The 16,762-nt window shown below is 68.5% G+C and carries 20 protein-coding genes and 2 pseudogenes; 8 read left to right on the plus strand and 14 right to left on the minus strand.

Annotation, left to right across the window (positions count from 1 at the left end; all coding sequences use genetic code 11):
* Positions 1–196: 196 nt before the first annotated feature.
* The 6 genes and pseudogenes from KLK06_RS34905 to KLK06_RS34930 all read right to left on the minus strand — a co-directional run bounded on the left by KLK06_RS34905 (position 197) and on the right by KLK06_RS34930 (position 4,710).
* Positions 197–1,399: a hypothetical protein gene (locus tag KLK06_RS34905; RefSeq protein ID WP_214639838.1), complete on the minus strand. Its 1,203-nt coding sequence runs from the start codon at positions 1,397–1,399 to the stop codon at positions 197–199.
* The gene (locus tag KLK06_RS34910; RefSeq protein ID WP_214639839.1) at positions 1,396–1,911 is read right to left on the minus strand and encodes a SigE family RNA polymerase sigma factor; all 516 of its coding nucleotides are present in this window, start codon (positions 1,909–1,911) and stop codon (positions 1,396–1,398) included. The genes KLK06_RS34905 and KLK06_RS34910 overlap by 4 nt, the downstream gene beginning before the upstream one ends.
* A 79-nt stretch (positions 1,912–1,990) precedes the next feature.
* Positions 1,991–2,833: a hypothetical protein gene (locus KLK06_RS34915; protein ID WP_214639840.1), complete on the minus strand. Its 843-nt coding sequence runs from the start codon at positions 2,831–2,833 to the stop codon at positions 1,991–1,993.
* Between the two features lie 78 nt (positions 2,834–2,911).
* A pseudogene (locus KLK06_RS34920) lies at positions 2,912–3,112 on the minus strand (cupin domain-containing protein); the annotation flags it as partial.
* A 12-nt stretch (positions 3,113–3,124) separates the two neighbouring features.
* Positions 3,125–3,262: a hypothetical protein gene (locus tag KLK06_RS34925; RefSeq protein WP_214639841.1), complete on the minus strand. Its 138-nt coding sequence runs from the start codon at positions 3,260–3,262 to the stop codon at positions 3,125–3,127.
* A 29-nt stretch (positions 3,263–3,291) separates the two neighbouring features.
* Positions 3,292–4,710 carry an FAD-binding oxidoreductase gene (locus KLK06_RS34930; RefSeq protein WP_214639842.1) on the minus strand — a complete coding sequence of 473 codons (1,419 nt, stop codon included), beginning with the start codon at positions 4,708–4,710 and terminating at the stop codon, positions 3,292–3,294.
* A 137-nt stretch (positions 4,711–4,847) separates the two neighbouring features.
* On the opposite strand from KLK06_RS34930, the gene KLK06_RS34935 reads away from it, so the two are divergent.
* Entirely contained in the window at positions 4,848–5,849 is a 1,002-nt protein-coding gene (locus KLK06_RS34935) for an RNA-guided endonuclease TnpB family protein (protein ID WP_214639843.1), read from the plus strand.
* Positions 5,850–5,864: 15 nt separating this feature from the next.
* A pseudogene (locus KLK06_RS63185) lies at positions 5,865–6,077 on the plus strand (zinc ribbon domain-containing protein); the annotation flags it as partial.
* Positions 6,078–6,208: 131 nt separating this feature from the next.
* Here the strand turns inward: KLK06_RS63185 and KLK06_RS34945 are convergent.
* Positions 6,209–6,784 (minus strand): cupin domain-containing protein, encoded by a 576-nt coding sequence (locus KLK06_RS34945; RefSeq protein WP_214639845.1) that lies wholly within the window; start codon positions 6,782–6,784, stop codon positions 6,209–6,211.
* Positions 6,785–7,008: 224 nt separating this feature from the next.
* Between KLK06_RS34945 and KLK06_RS34950 the strand changes: the two genes are divergently transcribed.
* From KLK06_RS34950 to KLK06_RS34960, 3 genes are read left to right on the plus strand one after another with little or no spacing between them, the layout of a single operon-like run.
* Positions 7,009–7,995, plus strand: coding sequence for an LLM class flavin-dependent oxidoreductase (locus tag KLK06_RS34950; protein ID WP_214639846.1), 987 nt, complete (start codon positions 7,009–7,011; stop codon positions 7,993–7,995).
* A gap of 45 nt (positions 7,996–8,040) precedes the next feature.
* Positions 8,041–8,241 (plus strand): hypothetical protein, encoded by a 201-nt coding sequence (locus tag KLK06_RS34955; RefSeq protein ID WP_214639847.1) that lies wholly within the window; start codon positions 8,041–8,043, stop codon positions 8,239–8,241.
* A 30-nt stretch (positions 8,242–8,271) separates the two neighbouring features.
* Entirely contained in the window at positions 8,272–8,931 is a 660-nt protein-coding gene (locus KLK06_RS34960) for a class I SAM-dependent methyltransferase (protein ID WP_214639848.1), read from the plus strand.
* Positions 8,932–8,934: 3 nt separating this feature from the next.
* On the opposite strand, the gene KLK06_RS34965 is transcribed toward KLK06_RS34960, so the two are convergent.
* From KLK06_RS34965 to KLK06_RS34975, 3 genes are all read right to left on the minus strand, one after another.
* Positions 8,935–9,774: an NAD(P)H-binding protein gene (locus KLK06_RS34965; RefSeq protein ID WP_214639849.1), complete on the minus strand. Its 840-nt coding sequence runs from the start codon at positions 9,772–9,774 to the stop codon at positions 8,935–8,937.
* Positions 9,774–10,397: a TetR/AcrR family transcriptional regulator gene (locus KLK06_RS34970; protein ID WP_214639850.1), complete on the minus strand. Its 624-nt coding sequence runs from the start codon at positions 10,395–10,397 to the stop codon at positions 9,774–9,776. Before KLK06_RS34970 ends, KLK06_RS34965 begins: the two co-directional genes overlap by 1 nt.
* Positions 10,398–10,461: 64 nt before the next feature.
* The gene (locus KLK06_RS34975; protein WP_250906431.1) at positions 10,462–11,496 is read right to left on the minus strand and encodes a cellulose binding domain-containing protein; all 1,035 of its coding nucleotides are present in this window, start codon (positions 11,494–11,496) and stop codon (positions 10,462–10,464) included.
* A gap of 169 nt (positions 11,497–11,665) precedes the next feature.
* Here KLK06_RS34975 and KLK06_RS34980 point away from each other — a divergent pair, with 169 nt between their 5' ends.
* Genes KLK06_RS34980 through KLK06_RS34990 form a run of 3 tightly spaced genes read left to right on the plus strand, consistent with a single transcriptional unit; the run spans position 11,666 to position 14,233 of the window.
* The gene (locus KLK06_RS34980; protein ID WP_214639852.1) at positions 11,666–12,133 is read left to right on the plus strand and encodes a group II truncated hemoglobin; all 468 of its coding nucleotides are present in this window, start codon (positions 11,666–11,668) and stop codon (positions 12,131–12,133) included.
* A gap of 58 nt (positions 12,134–12,191) precedes the next feature.
* Positions 12,192–13,568 carry a DUF4118 domain-containing protein gene (locus KLK06_RS34985; protein WP_214639853.1) on the plus strand — a complete coding sequence of 459 codons (1,377 nt, stop codon included), beginning with the start codon at positions 12,192–12,194 and terminating at the stop codon, positions 13,566–13,568.
* Positions 13,565–14,233, plus strand: coding sequence for a response regulator (locus tag KLK06_RS34990; RefSeq protein WP_214639854.1), 669 nt, complete (start codon positions 13,565–13,567; stop codon positions 14,231–14,233). The genes KLK06_RS34985 and KLK06_RS34990 overlap by 4 nt, the downstream gene beginning before the upstream one ends.
* Positions 14,234–14,236: 3 nt before the next feature.
* On the opposite strand, the gene KLK06_RS34995 is transcribed toward KLK06_RS34990, so the two are convergent.
* From KLK06_RS34995 to KLK06_RS35015, 4 genes are all read right to left on the minus strand, one after another.
* Positions 14,237–14,455, minus strand: coding sequence for a hypothetical protein (locus tag KLK06_RS34995; protein WP_214639855.1), 219 nt, complete (start codon positions 14,453–14,455; stop codon positions 14,237–14,239).
* Between the two features lie 302 nt (positions 14,456–14,757).
* Positions 14,758–15,555 (minus strand): putative protein N(5)-glutamine methyltransferase, encoded by a 798-nt coding sequence (locus tag KLK06_RS35005; protein WP_214639902.1) that lies wholly within the window; start codon positions 15,553–15,555, stop codon positions 14,758–14,760.
* 223 nt (positions 15,556–15,778) lie between these two features.
* Positions 15,779–16,180, minus strand: a complete 402-nt coding sequence (locus KLK06_RS35010) for a hypothetical protein (RefSeq protein WP_214639857.1) — start codon at positions 16,178–16,180, stop codon at positions 15,779–15,781.
* Positions 16,181–16,389: 209 nt separating this feature from the next.
* Positions 16,390–16,762 (minus strand): hypothetical protein (locus KLK06_RS35015; protein ID WP_214639858.1); only part of this gene is annotated, 373 nt, incomplete at its 5' end.

The following is a 16,762-nucleotide window of genomic DNA, read 5'->3' on the forward strand; positions in this document are numbered from 1 at the left end:
CGGCGCAAGTCTCGCCGAGCTGGCCCGGTACTCAGATCGGACCAATCTTCCCGAATTGTTCTCATGAGGATCAAGGACGGCCGCGTGGCCCGAGCTTACGGGCCACGCGGCGGGCGTGCGGTCTGAGGTCTTGCCCCCCGTCCCCGCCACTCGGGCCACGCCTCACCATCGACAGGGCTGTTCGCGCCCGCCCCCGTCAGGGAATCCTGGACAGATCGATCACATACCTGCCGCGTTCCGTCCGGTACGTCATCATCCGTCCGGCCCGGTCGGCGACCGGGACCTCGCCCTGACTGGCTTCATCCCCGATGCCCAGGTCAGCCAACGTCCCGGTCTTCAGGTCGTAGAGCCCTAGACCCGGGGCGTCGCTTCTGAGGTTGCGCACGTAGAAGCGACTCTGGCCGGGCGGCTCCGGGATCTGGTAGCCGGTCGGCACCTCCTGCTGTTCCGAGCCGTCCCGCGCCCGGGTGAACGCCCTGCTGCCGTTGCCCATCGTCGAGAGGCAAGACCGCACACCGCAGGCGAGCAACTTCTCTCCCCTGCGGGCAGGGGCCGCGTCGCTGGTCTGCCCGGTCTCCAGGTTGACCAGGTGCGTGAACGGGGCTCCGTCCTTGGGGCTCCACGAGCCCGGCGAGCCTGCCCATGGCCAGGACAGCAGGTGTAAATCGGTCCCGCGGTCGATCGGCGTCACCTGGCCCCCGTCCAGGGGAACGCTGAACACCCCGCCCTTCATCACGGAGAACACGATCGTGCCCTTCGCCACGGCGAGGCTGTCGATCAGATTGTCTCTGGTCTTGTGCTCGGCCACCTGTCTGGGCTCTCCGCCGGTCAGCGGCGCGGTCCACAGGCGTACGGAGGTCTTCGTCGAGGTCCACCACGCCACCACGCCTTCACCCATGCTGAAGTTCGAGGCGACCCCGGCCTTCTTCGACGTGGGTATGTCCGCGATCTTCCGCAGATCCCCTCCGGCCAGGTCGTAGAGATAGAGCGCCTCGGGCTCCTCGACCTCGCGCCATGCCTTGACCAGCAGCGTCCCGTCGTCGGTCAGTGCGACGGGGTGTAGTTCCCTGCCCTGAGAGTCGTTGACGGGCATCTTCCATACAGCCTGCGGCCACAGCTTCTCGATGGGTTTCGCGGTGGTGGCAGCGCTGATCATCGCGGACGGTACTTCCGACGGGCCGACCGCGGGCAGTGCCTTCCCGTCGCCGACCGTCTGCAGGCCCACGGCGACCCCGCCGGCGAGCACCACCACGGCCGCCGCCGCGAGCAGCGCCTGGGACCTGTGCCTGCGCTGTCGGTAGCCGGTCTCCAGCCGTTCCGCCGCCGGGGCGGCCAGGCGCGGCGCCCGTTCGGCCGCGTGTCCCAGGGTCCTGCTCAACCGCTCCTCGATACCGCTCATCGCCGCTCCCCGCGATCCGACCCGACGCCTGACTCGATGTGCTCGCCCACGGCGGAACGGAGCTTGCCGAGCGCCCGTGACGCCTGACTCCGCACGGTTCCACGAGAGATCCCCAGGGTCGCCGCGATCTCCTCGTCGCTCAGCCCCTCGTAGTAGCGCAGCACCAGCACCACCCGCTGCTTGCGGGGCAACCCGGCCAGCGCCTCCCACATCGCCTGCTCGTCTTCGCTGGGCAGTGCGTCGTGGTAGCCGTGCTCTGGTGGGTCCCAGGCGAGCAGCTCGCGCCGCCGCAACCGCCAGGCCGCCGTGTGCAGCCTGGCCATGGTGGTGCGCACATAACTTTCCGGATTGTCCTTGGCGCGCAGTCTCGGCCAGGAGGCGCGTAACTTCAGCAGCGCCTCCTGCACCAGGTCGGCCGCGTCGTGCGGGTTCCCAGCCAGGACGTAGCCATAACGCAACAGCGCATCGCCACGTTCGGCGGCGAACCCGGCGAACCGGGGATCTGCTTCCAACAGCCTTCGCCTTTCGTCGTCCGTGTCACCTCCCAGATGGACTTGCGTGGCGAACTGTTGCATCGGAGGCTGAGGGACTTCACCCCTCGTCGAGTCTGGCCAGTTCCTCGGCGTCGATGGGGTGGAACGTGTCCAATACGGCGATCAGCTCTTTCACGGACATCGTTGGGCTTTCGATCCGCACCAAGGCGTTGCTGTGCGTTGTGAAGATGATCTTCCCGTGCTCACCGCTACGGAGCCATATGCCGGGTGACGCCTGGCGGCACTCCGTGTGCTCCAGGACGCCGTCCCGCGGATCGGGATTTCTGCAGGCAGCCCTGGGGCTCGCCGTGCTCCTTGGCCTGACGGTGACGCCAACGCGGGAGTCACCATCCTGACCCTCGTACCAGAGCTCGAGCCACTCATCCACATAGAGCACATCCGAGAGCCGATGGTCCGGCAGGGTGGGTGCGATGAGCGGAACCTTGGCGCGGGCCGGCTGGTTGGCCGGAGTCGGGTCGGCGATGACGTTCGATGCCGACCATACGGCCAGGTACACCACGGCGACGCCGGCGATCAGCAGGCCGCGAAGTCCCGAGTGCACCGGCATGAATATGCCGCCCGCGGCCAGGTAGGCGGTCGCACCCAGGGCCATGAGGCGCAGGGCCGTTTGCCAGTCGCCCAGATCCGTGATCTCGGGTATGCGCAGGGCGAAAATGTTGGCGATGAGGAACGCCGCGGTGATGGCCGGGCCCGCCGTGGCCACCCCCCACCAGCGCGGTAACCTGCCCCACCAGGACAGGAAGAACCCCAGTCCATAGGGCAGGACGATCAGCGCCAAGGCGTCGAGGGACCCCAGGTCGTCTCCCCGCCAGTAGAAGATGACGAACTGGGCCAGTCCGACCACCGCCCCGACGAGCGCCGCCCGCGCCGCTGCGTTCATATTCCGATCATGTCTAAAGAAATGCGCCCATAGTGGAAATCGGGAGATTATCCGGGAGGGCATTTCTTAAGAAGGTGGCTAATGAGTGGTACGGATGGTCACGTACGTCTTGCGGATCGTCTCGTGCACGTCCCATGTCCCTCGCCACCCGTCCGGCAGCACGACCGTCGAGCCCGGCGCCAGCTCAACGGTCTGCCCGTCCTCACCCGTCAACGTCGCCCGCCCCGCCAGGATCTGACAGATCTCGTGAAAGCCGTCCCTGACCGCCGTGAACGAACCGGGCCCGCACTCTCAGACACCCGTCTCCGCGAGAGAGCCGGCCCACACCTCCAGCGTGGACTCCGACTGGCCGGTCAAGCTGGTCGGCTTGGGCTCGGCAGCGGGCAGGGAGACCGACGGGGCGTGCTCCAGGTGGGAGAGCTGGATCAAGAGTCGTCCTAACAGAAGAAGTAACGGCGTCAGCGGCCGGAGATGAGGTTGGCGAGGCGGGCGTACGGCGAGGTGGTGGTGCCCCGGTCGTTCTCGTGCCGGTCGGCGGCCCTGAAGAGCGCGTAGATGAGCTGCACCCCGGCCCACCGCAGCGGCTCCGGCTCCCACTGCCGCACCTGGCGGCCCACCCAGGGCAGCGCCGTCAGCTCGGTGTCGTGGCGCAGCATCAGGTCGCGCAGCGTGCGGCCGGCCAGGTTCGTGGTCGTGACGCCGCTGCCCACGTAACCGCCCGCCCAGCCGAGCCCGGTCGTGTGGTCGAGGTGCACGGTCGAGCACCAGTCGCGCGGCACGCCGAGCACCCCGCACCACGAGTGCTGGACATGGGCATCGGCCGTGGCGGGGAACAGCTTGACCAGCATCCGCCAGAGCAGCGCCACCGTCTGCGCCTGCGTCGCGCCCCGGTCGTCGGTCCGCGAGCGGTACCGGTACGGCACGCCGCGTCCGCCGATCGCGATCCGGTCGTCCGCGGTGCGCTGGGCGTAGATGTAGGCGTGCGCCTCGTCGCCGAGCAGCTCGTTGCCCGACCACCCGATGTGCTTCCACACCTCGGCGGGCAGCGGCTCAGTGACGATCATGGAGCTGTTCATCGGCAGCCACTGCCGGTGCTGCCCGGCGAGGCTGGCGGTGAAGCCCTCGGTGGCGCGGATGACGTACTCGGCCGAGACGACGCCGCGCGTGGTAACTGCCGAGGCCTGCCCTCCGACAGAGCGGGGGCGGATCTCGGTCACCGTGGTGTTCTCGAAGATGTCCACGCCCAGCGAGGCGACCACTGACGCGAGCCCGACGGCCAGCTTCGCGGGCTGGATGCGCGCGCAGTGCGGCGAGTACGTGGCCTCCAAGGTCCCCGCCACCTGTACGCGTTCCCGCTGCTCGTCCCGGGACATCAGCCTGAGGTCGTCCTCCCCGTACCCCCAGGTACGCAGCTCGGACAGCTCCTCGCGCAGGCGGCGGCGCTGGGCGGGGTTGGTCGCGACGTGGATCAGCCCGCCCTTGTGGACGTCGGCCTCGATGCCCTCTTCCCGGGTCACGCGGATGACCTCGTCAACGGACCGGAACATGGCATGCTGCAGGGAGATCATCGCCTCACGCCCACGAGCCGCCGCGTACCGCTTCCGCGACCCCGCGAACTCGGCCGACAGCCAGCCGCCGTTGCGCCCGGACGCGCCGAACCCGGCGAACTCCCGCTCCAGGATCGCGATCCGCAGATCGGGCTGCTCCTTCTTCAGGTAGTACGCGGTCCACAGGCCCGTGTAGCCGCCGCCGACGATCACCACGTCATACGAGCGGGGGCCGGGCAGCGCGGCCCGGCGGTCCGGCACGCCGATCTGCCGGTACCAGAACGAGACGCCGCCGTTGGCGAAGTCTCCGGTCAGCGGGATGCCCTTCATCTGAATTGTGGCGCGGAGACCCGGTCCTTCAGGGCCGGGAGGAAGCGCCACCCCTCCTTTCGAAAACAGTATGGAAAGACTCGGTCACGTTCGGTAATATGCGTGGTGGGTGATGGCTCTGTGACAGGAGGTGCGCGATGGCGATCAGCCGCTCCGCCACCAAACGCCACGGCCTGCCCACGGTCGTGCAACTGCGGCTCACACCCACCCTGGCTCAGGCCGAGGCTCTGGCTGCGGCGGTGCTGTTGTGCAATCAGGCGGCCACCGTCGTGTCCCGGCTGGCCTGGCAGCACCGCACCTTTGCTGTGGTGGAGTTGCACCGGCTGGCCTACTACGAGGTGCGCGGGCAGGTAGCCGGGCTCGGCGCGCAAGCGGCCGTGCGGGCGATCGCCCGGGTCTCCGGCGCGTATGCCAACCGGCGCGCCACCAAGAAACGCGCCCACATCTTCCGCCCGCACGGCGCCATCCCCTACGACGCCCGGCTGATGAGCTGGAATCGTGACGCCCGCACCGTGTCGCTGTGGACCCCCACCGGCCGCGTCGCCGTCCCCTACGCGGGTCGGCCGGAAGACCTCAAAGCCGTGGACGTGCTGCCGGTGGGGGAGGCCGATCTGATCTGCCGGCGCGGCGTGTGGCTGTTGCAGGTCTCCCTGACCATGCCCAAGCCCCGAACGCGTGAGCCGGTCGGTGGCTTTGTGGGGGTGGATCAAGGGGTGGCGAATCTGGCGGTCACCTGCGACGGCGCGGTGCTGCCCGGCCCCGCCTTGGCTGGGCCGATCGGTGGCAACGGCCACGTCCGCGCGCTGCGCGAGCGGCGCCACCGCCAACGCCGCAGGCTCCAGAAGAAGGGGACCTCGGCGGCGCGGCGGGTGCTGCGCCGCCTTGCCGGGCGTGAGCACCGGATAATGACCGACCTCAACCACCAGATCTCGAAATATGTGGTGCGTGAAGCCGAACGCACCGGCCGCGGCATCGCCCTGGAGGATCTGCAGGGCATCCGCGGCCGGGTCAGGGCTCACCGGCTCCAGCGACGCACCCTGCACAACTGGGCCTTCGCCCAGCAGACCACCTTCACCCGCTACAAAGCCGCCCGCGCCGGAGTCGCCTTCATCCTGGTCGACACCGCGTATACCTCGTAGGCCTGTCCGGAGTGCGGGTGTGTGACCAGGGCGAACCGGCCGGCACGGGGCCGGTTCGTCTGCACCCGGTGCGGCCTCGCTGGGCACGCCGACCACATCGCAGCCCGCAACATCGCCACACGCGGCGTCACGGGCTGGGCTGCCATCAACCAGCCACACGCTACCGGCCTCCCTTCAGCCAGACGGGACCGTGAGAGCAAACCACCAGCTTCAGCCAGTGGTAGTTGATCAGCCAGGAGTACGGAGTCGGACACGCGCCAGATGAGCGGGACCTCGTCGCCGCGGCGGGCGTCGCTGAGGCTGCCCGCCTGTTCGCGGACCAGCGCCGGTTGAACCCCCTAGATAAGGGTGGGTGTAAGTCAGGCGGGCGTAGGCGGGCTGATCGTCCAGAGCACCTCGGCCGTCTCGTCGCCGTCGTTGACGACGCGGTGGGGCATCGACGTGCGGTATTCCACGCTGTCGCCCGGCCCGAGGACGTGCGGGGCGGCCGAATCGGTGGGGCCGAGCCAGAGGGTGACCTGGCCGCGCAGGATGAGGAAGATCTCCTGGGAGTCGCCGTGGGTGTACGGCTCCTCCCCGGTGGACGCGCCCGGGTCTAACTCCCCGGCGTACATCTCCAGGTTCTGCAGGGGGCGTTGGGAGATCAGGTACTTGCGGGTGCCGGGTTCTGTCGGCAGTTCCGGACGTTCGGCGCGGCGTACCACGCGGTGTCCGACCTCCTCCTGTTCGTTGAACAGGTCGGCCACCGTGATCCCGAGAGCTTCGGCGATCCGCCGCAGCATCCCGATGCTCGCGCTGGTCTGCCCTCGCTCCAACTGGCTGATGAAGCTGGCGCTCGCCTTGGCCTGGCCGGCGAGTCCGCGCACGGTCATGTGGCGCATGTTCCGGTAGGCCCGGATGCGTACACCCAGGTGTGCGGTCTCCGACTCCGTCATCGAACCCCTTGATCGGATGCACTGAACATCTTGTTAAGTGGCAATGAAAGGACCGTACATATCACAAGAAATCCCAGCAAGGGGCGTCGTGTAACAAATGGGTTACCGAGCGTGGCGGGGTCACCTCAACCGCCTCTGCGACACCGTCATACCTTCCGCGGAATTGCCGGACCGCGGCTCTTCTCCCAAGCTGCTCAAGGTCAGACGCGTACCAAGGAGAAGCAGTGACCGATACTCGTACGCAGGACCTCGCCCGCCCGCGGCTGGGAGTCCTGCTCCCCACCAACCAGAGCCAGTGGAACGACGCCCGGCGGCTGGTCGACTTCGCCGTCCGGGCGGAGCGGCTCGGGTACGACTCCCTCTGGGCCAACGACACCCTTCTCGGCGCGCGGATCGAGCCGCTGGCCATGCTCGCCGCCCTCGCCCCCGCCACCGAACGCGTCACGCTCGGCACCGCCGCCCTGCTGCCGGCCTTCCGCCGTCCGGTCACAGCCGCGCAGGAGCTGGCCTCCATCGACCACCTCTCGGCCGGCCGGCTCGTCGTGGCCGTGGGCGCGGGCTTCCCCGGCCGGTCCGAGCCCGAGTACGCGGTATCGGAGGTGCCGTGGGAGCGACGGTTCCGGCGGCTGGACGACACGGTCTCGCTGTGGCGGGCGCTGTGGGCGGGCGAGCGCGCGTTCCATGGCGAGGTGTTGCGCCACGACGACCTGCCGGAGTCCACGCCGTCCTACCGGCCGGGCGGCCCGCCGATCTGGCTCGCCGGGGGGAGCCCGTCGGCGCGTGAGCGCACTGGCCGGCTCTACGACGGGTGGCTGCCTTACCCGCCGGACGTCGCCGACTACCGTACGGGCCTTCAGGAGGTAAGACGGGTGGCGGAGTCCGCGGGCCGTCTCGCCGGCGCGATCACCCCGGCGCTGTTCGTCACGGTGCTGATCACCGGCGACGCGGAACGGGGGGAGCAGGAGCTCGACGCCTACTGCCGGGTTGTGTACGGCCTTCCGTACGAGATCGTACGGAAGAACCAGGTGATGGTCGCGGGTCCGGCCGAACAGGTGGCCGAGACGCTCGCCCGCTACGCGGAGGCGGGCACGCGGCACGTCGTCTGCCGTATCGCGGCCCTCACCCTCGACGCGCAGCTTGACCAGCTTGAGCTGATCGCCGCCGCGCTCAGCCTGGGGAAGGACATCAGCCGGGCAACCATGTCATCCTGAAGGCGCTTTCCCCCACCCCCGCCAGGACAAGAAACGAGAAAAGCAGTGAAAGCATGGATCTTCCTCGTCCTCGGTGTTCTCCTGATCCTGGTCGGCGGCCTGTGGACGCTTCAAGGGCTGGGCATCGTCGGCGGTAGCGTGATGAGCGGCGTCACCATGTGGGCCATCATCGGCCCTGTCGTCCTCATCATCGGCCTGGTGATCGCGTTCCTCGGAATACGCGCGCGACGAGACCCGCGCGGTTAATAACCGTCGAAAGCGGGATATTGATGGATCATGACCGCGCGCTATGACGGCCAGGCCGAGTGGTACGACGAGTTCAACACCCCCTGCGCCGCCGCGAACCAGCCGGACGTGGCCGAGCTGCTGGGGCCGGGCGACGGACCGTGCCTGGACCTGGGCTGCGGCACCGGCCTCTACCTCGACGCGATCCGCGCCACCGGCCGGACCGTCGTGGGGCTCGACCGGTCCGGCGACCAGTTGCGCATCGCCCGCCGCAGGGACCACGCGCCGCTGCTCCAAGGTGACGGTACGGCGCTGCCGTTCGCCGCAGGGGTGTTCGGCACCGTCGCCGCGTTCTGGGTGTCGACCGACATCGGCGACTTTCCCGGACTGCTCAAGGAGGCGGCCCGGGTGCTGCGCCCCGGCGGCCTGCTGCTGTTCTACGGGGCGCACCCGTGTTTCAACGGCCCGCACATCGAGAACCGCGAGGACGGCGCGCTGATCATCCACCCCACGTACCGGATCAAGGGCTGGCACCGGCGCGGACCATGGTGGCGTAAGGGCGGGGTCCGGGACCGGGTGGGGATGAGCCAGCTTCCGCTCCCAGGCCTGATCAACGCGTTCATCGACGCGGAACTCGACATCGAGCGGATGTACGAACCGGGCGAGGACCCCATTCCCAACGTCCTGGCCGTCAGGGCGTACGCGCGCTGAGCCTTACCGGAAGTCGTCGGCGTGGTCCTGGGCCCACTGGGCGAAGGTGTGCGCGGGATGGCCGGTGACCTCCTCGACGACCGTCGAGGTCGCGGCGGGGCGGTCGGTGCTGGCTGCCAGCATGCGCATGATGGTCTCCACCCCGATCGGGGGCATGGACTTGGCCAGATCCGACCGGGCCTCCTCGACGGAGATCACGTCAAGCGTGATCTTGCGGCCGATGGCCTCGCCGATGTGCTCGACCTGCTGCCTGATGGTGAGCGACTCGGGGCCGTAGAGCGTGTAGGCCCGCTGAGCGTGGCCGGGCTCGGTCAGAGCGGTGACGGCGAGCGCGGCCATGTCCTTCTCATGGATGGGGGCGATCTGCGCGTCCGGGTACGCCGTACGGACGGTGTTGTCGGTCTTGATCGACTGGGCCCACCACCACAGGGTGTTCGTGGCGAACATCCCCGGCCGGACGAACGTCCAGTCGATGCCGGAGCCCTCGATGGCCGCTTCGACGACACGATGCAGCTGGGCGATCGGGTTGTGTTCGGCGTCGGGGATGACGACGGACGCCGATGACAGCAGCACCACGTGTCGTACGCCGGCGGATCGCGCCGCCTTCACGAACCCGTCGATGCCATCCGGCTTGGTGTACAGGAAGACCTTCTCGGCACCCTCCAGGGCGGCGGGCAGCGTCTCGGGCGAGTCGAGATCGGCTGCTACGACCGGTGTGTCCGGCGGGAACCCAGGCGCGTGCGGATCCCGCCCCGTCGCACGGATCGGTATGCCCGCCGCGCGCAGTCCGGCGGCGACATGGCGGCCTACATTGCCCCGGGCGCCGAAGACGACAGTGACCATTAAGAGGACCTCCCGAGAAGTTTGATCAGTTGGTTGCGGAGTTCGGTACGGGTTTCAGGTGACAAGGGGTCGTCACCGAAGAGGGCCCGGACGAAGTGCGGCATCGTGATCGGGGCGAAGACCACCGCGTAGGCGGTCAGGAGCGCGAACCTGGCGTCCACCTCATCGGTGACCTCGCCGTTCTCCTGCCGTTGGCGGATCTTCTCCACCGAATCCGCCATTTTGGCCCGTTGGCGATCCAGGTACTGTCGCCCGTCCGCCTCATCGGTGAACGGGCAGTCGCCAAGGGCCTGCCAGACGGTCAGCCGGGCCCAGTCGGGATTGTCGAGCGTCGCGTCCAGGTGCGCGCCGATCGAGTCCGCGAACGACGTGTCCGGCGTGACCAGGCCGGCCTCGACCTCCTGCCAGCGCCGGCGCAGCTCGTCCAGCAGCCCCTGCTTGCCGCCGAAGTAGTAAGAGATCAGCTGCTGGTTGACGCCGGCGCGGGCGGCGATGCCGGCCGTGCGGGCACCCGCGTAGCCCTTCGCCCCGAACTCGGCCACGGCGGCGGTCAGGATCCGCTCCCGTGTCTGTTCCGCCGCTTGGCCGCGATCCTCTGGGCGCGGTGCCCGCCGTGCTCCCATGCCTGGAGAGCGTAGTTCTTCAATCGTTTGGATGACAACTGTCATTCGAACGATTGAAGAGTGCTCAGATAGGGGAACAGGTGGGGGAGGGCGCGGTGTTGGTGCCGTTCCAGGAGGCCAGGAAGCCGAAGGTGGCCGTGGCTCCGGCGGCCAGGGTGCCGTTCCAACTGACGTTCCGCACGCTGACGGCGGCCCCGTTCGCGGTGAGCGTGCCGCCCCAGATCTGAGTGATCTGCTGGCCGTTGGCGAACGTCCAGCCGACCGTCCAGGCGTTCGTCGTCGCGGTCCCGGTGTTCTTGACCGTGACCTCGCCCTGGAAGCCGCCCGTCCACTGCCCGACGTTCTTGAACATCGCCGTGCAACCGCCCACTGGCGTGACGGTGGGAGTGGGCGTCGGCGTGGACCCGCCCGGGGTGAGGAAGTTCACCAGCGCCGGGTACCAGCGGTCGGACATCTTCTGGTCGCCCGAGGCGTTCGGGTGCACTCCGTCGTACGTGTCCGCGCTCGTGCTGAACCCCGTCCACTGGTCGACGACGACGATCGGCGACTGCTGGGTGGAGGTGGCGGCGGCCCATGCGGGGATCGCGTTGTTGAAGTTGACGGCGCGCTGCCCGCAGTCGGCGCAGGTGGACGGGTTCATCGGGATGATCTTCGCGACCAGGATCTTCATCGCGGGGTTGCTGGCCCGCATCTGGTTCACCAGCGTGGTGAACGCGCTGAGGATCGTCGCGGGTGCGATGTTGCTCCACACGTCGTTGGTGCCGAAGTGCATCACCACGATGTCGGGCTTGGTGGCCGCCAGCCAGCCGGGGAGCTGGTTCTGGCCGGCCACGTTCGTCGCGAGGAAGCCACCGTGGCCCTCGTTGTCGCCGTCGTACGACACCGAACAGCCCTGCGGCGGCAGCGTGCCGACGAAGTCGATGTCGGTGTAGCCCGTGCTCTGGAGCCTGTTCCACAGCAGGGCCCGCCAGCAGCCGGGCGAGCCGGTGATCGAGTCGCCGAGAGGCATGATCCTGGTGGCGGCCGCGCCGGCCGGTGTCGTGGTCAGGAAGAGTACCGTTCCGATCAGGGTCAGCATCGCCACCACTAAGGCGCTCATCCGCGACATCGTCAGCTCCCTGATCGTGGGTCTGCCGAGAGCGTAGGAGCGCCTGGTGGCGGCGGAAAGGCGGCCGGTCCGGGTGGCTCTTTCGACCTGCGGCGTTACCCGGAACAGCGTGTAACTTTCAGAACTTGCCGCCCAACCCCGCACCTGATTACATGATTACATGGATAATGAGGCAGTGCCGACCTTGTACGAATGGGCGGGCGGGGCAGAGGCGCTGGAGCGGCTCACCGAAGCGTTCTACCAGCATGTGCGGAAGGACGACCTGATCGGGCCGCTGTTCGCGCACATGGACCCCGGCCATCCGCGCTATGTGGCGATGTGGCTCGGTGAAGTGTTCGGCGGCCCCGACCACTACACCAAGGAGCGGGGCGGCTACCCGCACATGCTCTCCCAGCACCTCGGCAAGGGCATCACCGAGCCACAGCGGCGCAGATGGGTGAACCTGCTGATGGACGCCGCCGACGAAGTGGGACTGCCCGACGACCCCGAGTTCCGGGCCGCCTTCGCCGGCTACATCGAGTGGGGCACCCGGCTGGCCGTGCACAACTCGCAGCCCGGCGCGACGCCCCCGACCAAGGCTCCGGTGCCGCACTGGGGCTGGGGCGTCGCCCCGCCGTACCAGCCGTAGGACGTCGCGTTCCTGGTCGTAGCCTGGAGGTCACCGAGACAACCACCAGGAGCGGGGCATGACACGTGGGCGGCGGATCGCCGGCTGGGCGATGGCGCTGCTCGGGCTGCCGCTGCTCACGGCCGTCATGCTGGCGTTCGCCGAGCGGCTCACGCTGCCGAGCGAGATCCTGTTCTTCCTGCTGCTGGTGGTCGCCGTCGCCCTGGTGGGCGGCAGGTGGCCGGCGCTCACCGCGGCGGTGCTCGGCTTCGCGCTGCTCAACTGGTTCTTCACGCCGCCGCTCCACACGCTGACGATCTCCGCGCCGGAGAACCTGGTCGCGCTGACCACCTTCGTCCTGGTCGCCGCGATGGTCAGCACGGTCGTCGACCAGGCGGCCCGCCGCAGCAGGGAGGCCACCCGAGCGCGCGCCGACGCCGAGGTGCTGTCCACGCTCGCCGGCCACGTCCTGCGTGGCGACGCGGCGCTGCCGTCCCTGCTGGCCAGGCTCAAGGAGGTGTACGAGCTGGCGTCCGTCACGCTGCTCGAGCGCGACGGCGACTCCTGGCGCGTCGTGGCCACGGCTGGAGGGCCGCCGTCCACCTCGCCGGGCCATGCCGACACCGACGTGCCCATCGACGACGACCTGGTGCTGGCCGTACGGGGAAGGCAGCTCGACGTGGCGGACCGGCAGGTGCTCGAGGCGTTCGCGGCCGAATCGGCGGTGGCGCTGCGACAGGAACGCCTGCGCGAGGAGGCCGAGCGGGCCAAGCCGCTGGCCGAGGCCGACAAGATGCGTACCGCGTTGCTCGCCGCCGTCAGCCACGACCTGCGCAACCCGCTCGCCGCGGCCAGGGCGGCGGTCGACAGCCTGCGCGGCACAGAGGTCGACTGGACCCCCGAGGACCGCGCGGAACTGCTGGCCACCGCGGGAGAGTCGCTCATCAAGCTCGACCGGCTGGTGTCGAACCTCCTCGACATGAGCCGCCTGCAGGCCGGCGTGCTCGGCGTCACGCTGGAGCCGCTGGCGGTCGAGGACGTCGTCCCCCAGGCGATCGCCGATCTCGGGCCGCTGCGCGACCGCGTGCACGACGGGTTCAGCGGGGAGGTTCCGGAGTTCATGGCCGACGCGGCGCTGCTGGAGCGGGTGCTGGTCAACCTGATGTCCAACGCCGTCCGCTTCAACCCGCCCGATCGCAAGGTCGTGATCTCCGCGAGCTCGTACGGCGAACACGTCGAGTTCCGCGTCATCGACCGGGGACCCGGCATTCCGGCGGAGGCCCAGGAGCGGGTGTTCATGCCGTTCCAGCGCCTGGGCGATCGGCAAGGTGTGGGGCTGGGCCTCGGGTTGGCGCTGTCTCGAGGGCTGACGGAGGCCATGGGCGGGACGCTCACGCCGGAGCGGACACCTGGAGGGGGCTTGACCATGACCGTCTCGCTGCGGAGGGCTCCTTGACCCGCGTGCTCGTGGTGGACGACGAACCGCAGATCCTGCGGGCGTTGCGCATCAACCTGGCCGCCAGAAGCTATGAGGTGGCCGTCGCGCCGGACGGCACGGCCGCGCTGCGCCAGGCCGCCGACTGGCATCCCGACCTGATCATCCTCGACCTCGGACTGCCGGACCTGGACGGAGTGGACGTCATCCACGGGCTGCGCGGCTGGACGAGCGTGCCGATCATCGTCCTCTCGGGCCGGGCGGGCAGCCCCGACAAAGTGGACGCGCTCGACGCGGGAGCCGACGACTACGTGACCAAGCCGTTCGGGATCGACGAACTCCTCGCGCGCATCCGCGCGGTGACGCGCCGCATGGGTGCGGCGCCCGACGACCCCGCGACCGTGCGGGTGGGCGAGCACCTGGTCGACCTCGCCAGGAAAACGGTGTCAGGCGGGGTACGTCTGACGCCCACGGAGTGGCATTTCCTGGAGCTGCTGGTACGCAACCCCGGCAAGCTGATCAGCCAGCGCCAGTTGCTGAGAGAGGTGTGGGGGACTTCGTATGTGAAGGAGACCCACTACCTGCGGCAGTACATGGCCCAGCTACGCCGCAAGCTGGAGCGCGATCCAGGGCATCCCGTACACCTGTTGACAGAGCCGGGAATGGGCTACCGCTTCCAGCCGTAGCCGCTACTCCGGTGGGAAGTACGTGTCCTCCAGCGGGTCCGCGAAGGCGTCGGACTCGCGGCCGTCCTCCTCGTTCACCCATCGGGAGATGCTTCGCGCGGCCTCGTCATCGATCTCGAGGATTCTGTGCCGTTGCGGGAGCCTGTCCATGTACATGGCGGTGGCGGACAGCTGTACGTCATCGCCCATGTCGTGACTGATTTCGTAAAGTTGATCGCTCATGGGACTCACGCCTTGGTGATCATCAGAGTTGTCTTGCGTACGGTCCATGCGGCCAGCGCGACACCGAAGGCCAGCTGGAAGGCACGCATCCAGAAGGTGGAGGTGTCATTCACATAAATCACGACACCTAGCCACACGAGGCTGAAACCGCCGACTAGGACGATTGCTGCCCAGTTGAACCATCGCTGCCACATATGCGCAGTCTTACAGCCAGTCGACCAAGGCTGGGTAAGCGAGTGGTCGTCTTCTGGTCACCTGGGCACACCGTGCGTGCGGCCGGCCGCACGCACGGTCGCCGCTCCCTACTCGGTGGGTTTGGTGCCGATGACGACGGTGGCGTACAGCTCATCGGAGCGGGCCACGCGCGGGGTCAGCCCGCCCGCGGCCATGGTGTCGGCCGTCTGCGCCGCCTGGCCCTCGCTGGTCTCGACCAGCAGATGACCGCCCGGTGCCAGCCACGGCGGCGCCTCCGCGATCATCCGCCGCACGACGTCGAGCCCGTCCGCGCCACCGTCGAGCGCCACCAGCGGCTCGTGGACGCGGGCCTCCGAGGGCAACAGCCGGATCGCCTCGGTGGGTACGTACGGTGGGCTGGCGATCAGGATGTCGACGCGACCCCGCAGCGTTGCGGGCAACGGCTCGTAGAGGTCGCCCTCGTACACCTGGCCACCGATGGCAGCCAGATTGCGGCGCGCGCACTGGACGGCGGCGGGGTGCAGGTCGGCGGCGTGCAACTCGACCCCGTCCAGGACCGCCGCCAGCGCGGCGCCCATCGCGCCCGTCCCGCAGCACAGATCGACGACGACGGTGGCCGACCGGTCGCCCAGCGCGGCGGCCTGGCTGATGAGGAACTCCGTACGGCGGCGCGGCACGAACACCTCGGGATCCACCGCGATCCGCAGCCCGCAGAACTCCGCCCAGCCAAGAACGTGCTCAAGGGGGAGACCGGCGACCCGCTGATCGACCATGGTGGCGAGATCCTCCGGCGTCCTCGCCGTGGAGATGAGCAACTCCGCCTCGTCCTCGGCGAAGACACAGCCGGCGGCCCGGAGCCTGATGACGATGGCGGATTGGTGGACAGATGACGGAAAAACCGACATGAGCGCCTTTCGGAAAGCCAATGAGCGCTCCCTGGCCACCTACGTCAGGTGGACCACACAACCATTAGGCGGGAGCACCCAGCCTGCTAGAGCGGTAATGGGTCTCACCTCCTCGGTCGGGTCCATCGCTGGAGACGGCAACATTACCTGACGTCCTGTTCCGCACGCCAATGGCCGGTCTCGCCCGCCTCGCCCGTCTTCTTGCCTTCGTAGAGGAACGCGTTCAGTGAGGCAGCGTACGGGCGGAGCCGACGCAGCGGCGCAGTCGCATGCCTCTCGCCGGCCGCACCTGAGCCGGCTGCTCCAGGCAGGCCAGCAGGGCGGCCGCCGCGCGGGCGTCGGCCAGGATGCGCTGCACGGCCTCACCGCTCTCGGGAAGCTGACCGCGTTCGGCGAGCTCGTGCTTGAGGAAGGCCAGCGGGTCGGGCGCGTCCACCGCCTCGGCCGCCACCGTGGCCCGGGCGGCGGTGAGCAGACGCAAGTAGTACGTCCGCAGGACGGCCTCACGCATGCGCGCGTGCTCCAGGTCGTCGATCAGCGTCCGGGCGACTCGGAGGAGGTCTCCAGCGTGAGTCGCGTCGTCGGCAAGGAAGGCGCGGATGTCATCGAACTCCGAGCGGGTCATTGCGGACACCTCCGGGGACGCAGATTGCTCGTAGCTACTTCGTACACAGAGGCGATTGCGGATGACTTGCTTTCGGCTTGTCTCCGCCATGTCGGCCGCCCGCCCCGGCCTCGGTCCGAGATCGACAGGTTTGAGCATCTTGAGGCCAGGGAAGGACACCATGATTACCTGTACGGCACGAAGCAGCCGTGGACGGCTGCTAGAGTTGCTCAGGCAGGGCGGCGCAGGGGTTCACGGAACTCCGGACGATGCCCAGCACATCCCACTTTCTCCTGGTTCATCCAGATGGTTCGCACCATCCGGATGGGCTGGTAAGTTAGAGGGGTTGTCCCGGAAACGGGGCGGTGTTTATTCCAGAAGGTCGATGCGAGTCGGGTCAATTTGACACCGGGTCGGGCGGCTGAAAAGATAAAGACACAACGAAGACGAAATGAGCGCCTCTCGCAGGTTGGGGAGTACGCGTCCGTTTCTTGAGAACTCAACAGTGTGTTAAAAGCCAGTGCATGATGCACAACCCCGTCATGTTCATGCTTTCGGGTGTGGATGACGGATTCCTTTTTTGGTTGGGATTTCTTTCCCTTC

Source organism: Nonomuraea sp. NEAU-A123, assembly GCF_018603905.1.
Lineage (GTDB): Bacteria > Actinomycetota > Actinomycetes > Streptosporangiales > Streptosporangiaceae > Nonomuraea.

Coding starts and splice junctions, on each gene's coding strand:
- KLK06_RS34905 (WP_214639838.1), bottom strand. CDS start 1,399: ATGAGCGGTATCGAGGAGCGGTTGAGCAGGACCCTGGGACACGCGGCC.
- KLK06_RS34915 (WP_214639840.1), bottom strand. CDS start 2,833: ATGAACGCAGCGGCGCGGGCGGCGCTCGTCGGGGCGGTGGTCGGACTG.
- KLK06_RS34930 (WP_214639842.1), bottom strand. CDS start 4,710: ATGAAGGGCATCCCGCTGACCGGAGACTTCGCCAACGGCGGCGTCTCG.
- KLK06_RS34935 (WP_214639843.1), top strand. CDS start 4,848: ATGGCGATCAGCCGCTCCGCCACCAAACGCCACGGCCTGCCCACGGTC.
- KLK06_RS34945 (WP_214639845.1), bottom strand. CDS start 6,784: ATGACGGAGTCGGAGACCGCACACCTGGGTGTACGCATCCGGGCCTAC.
- KLK06_RS34960 (WP_214639848.1), top strand. CDS start 8,272: ATGACCGCGCGCTATGACGGCCAGGCCGAGTGGTACGACGAGTTCAAC.
- KLK06_RS34965 (WP_214639849.1), bottom strand. CDS start 9,774: ATGGTCACTGTCGTCTTCGGCGCCCGGGGCAATGTAGGCCGCCATGTC.
- KLK06_RS34970 (WP_214639850.1), bottom strand. CDS start 10,397: ATGGGAGCACGGCGGGCACCGCGCCCAGAGGATCGCGGCCAAGCGGCG.
- KLK06_RS34975 (WP_250906431.1), bottom strand. CDS start 11,496: ATGAGCGCCTTAGTGGTGGCGATGCTGACCCTGATCGGAACGGTACTC.
- KLK06_RS34980 (WP_214639852.1), top strand. CDS start 11,666: ATGGATAATGAGGCAGTGCCGACCTTGTACGAATGGGCGGGCGGGGCA.
- KLK06_RS34985 (WP_214639853.1), top strand. CDS start 12,192: ATGACACGTGGGCGGCGGATCGCCGGCTGGGCGATGGCGCTGCTCGGG.
- KLK06_RS34995 (WP_214639855.1), bottom strand. CDS start 14,455: ATGAGCGATCAACTTTACGAAATCAGTCACGACATGGGCGATGACGTA.
- KLK06_RS35005 (WP_214639902.1), bottom strand. CDS start 15,555: ATGTCGGTTTTTCCGTCATCTGTCCACCAATCCGCCATCGTCATCAGG.
- KLK06_RS35010 (WP_214639857.1), bottom strand. CDS start 16,180: ATGACCCGCTCGGAGTTCGATGACATCCGCGCCTTCCTTGCCGACGAC.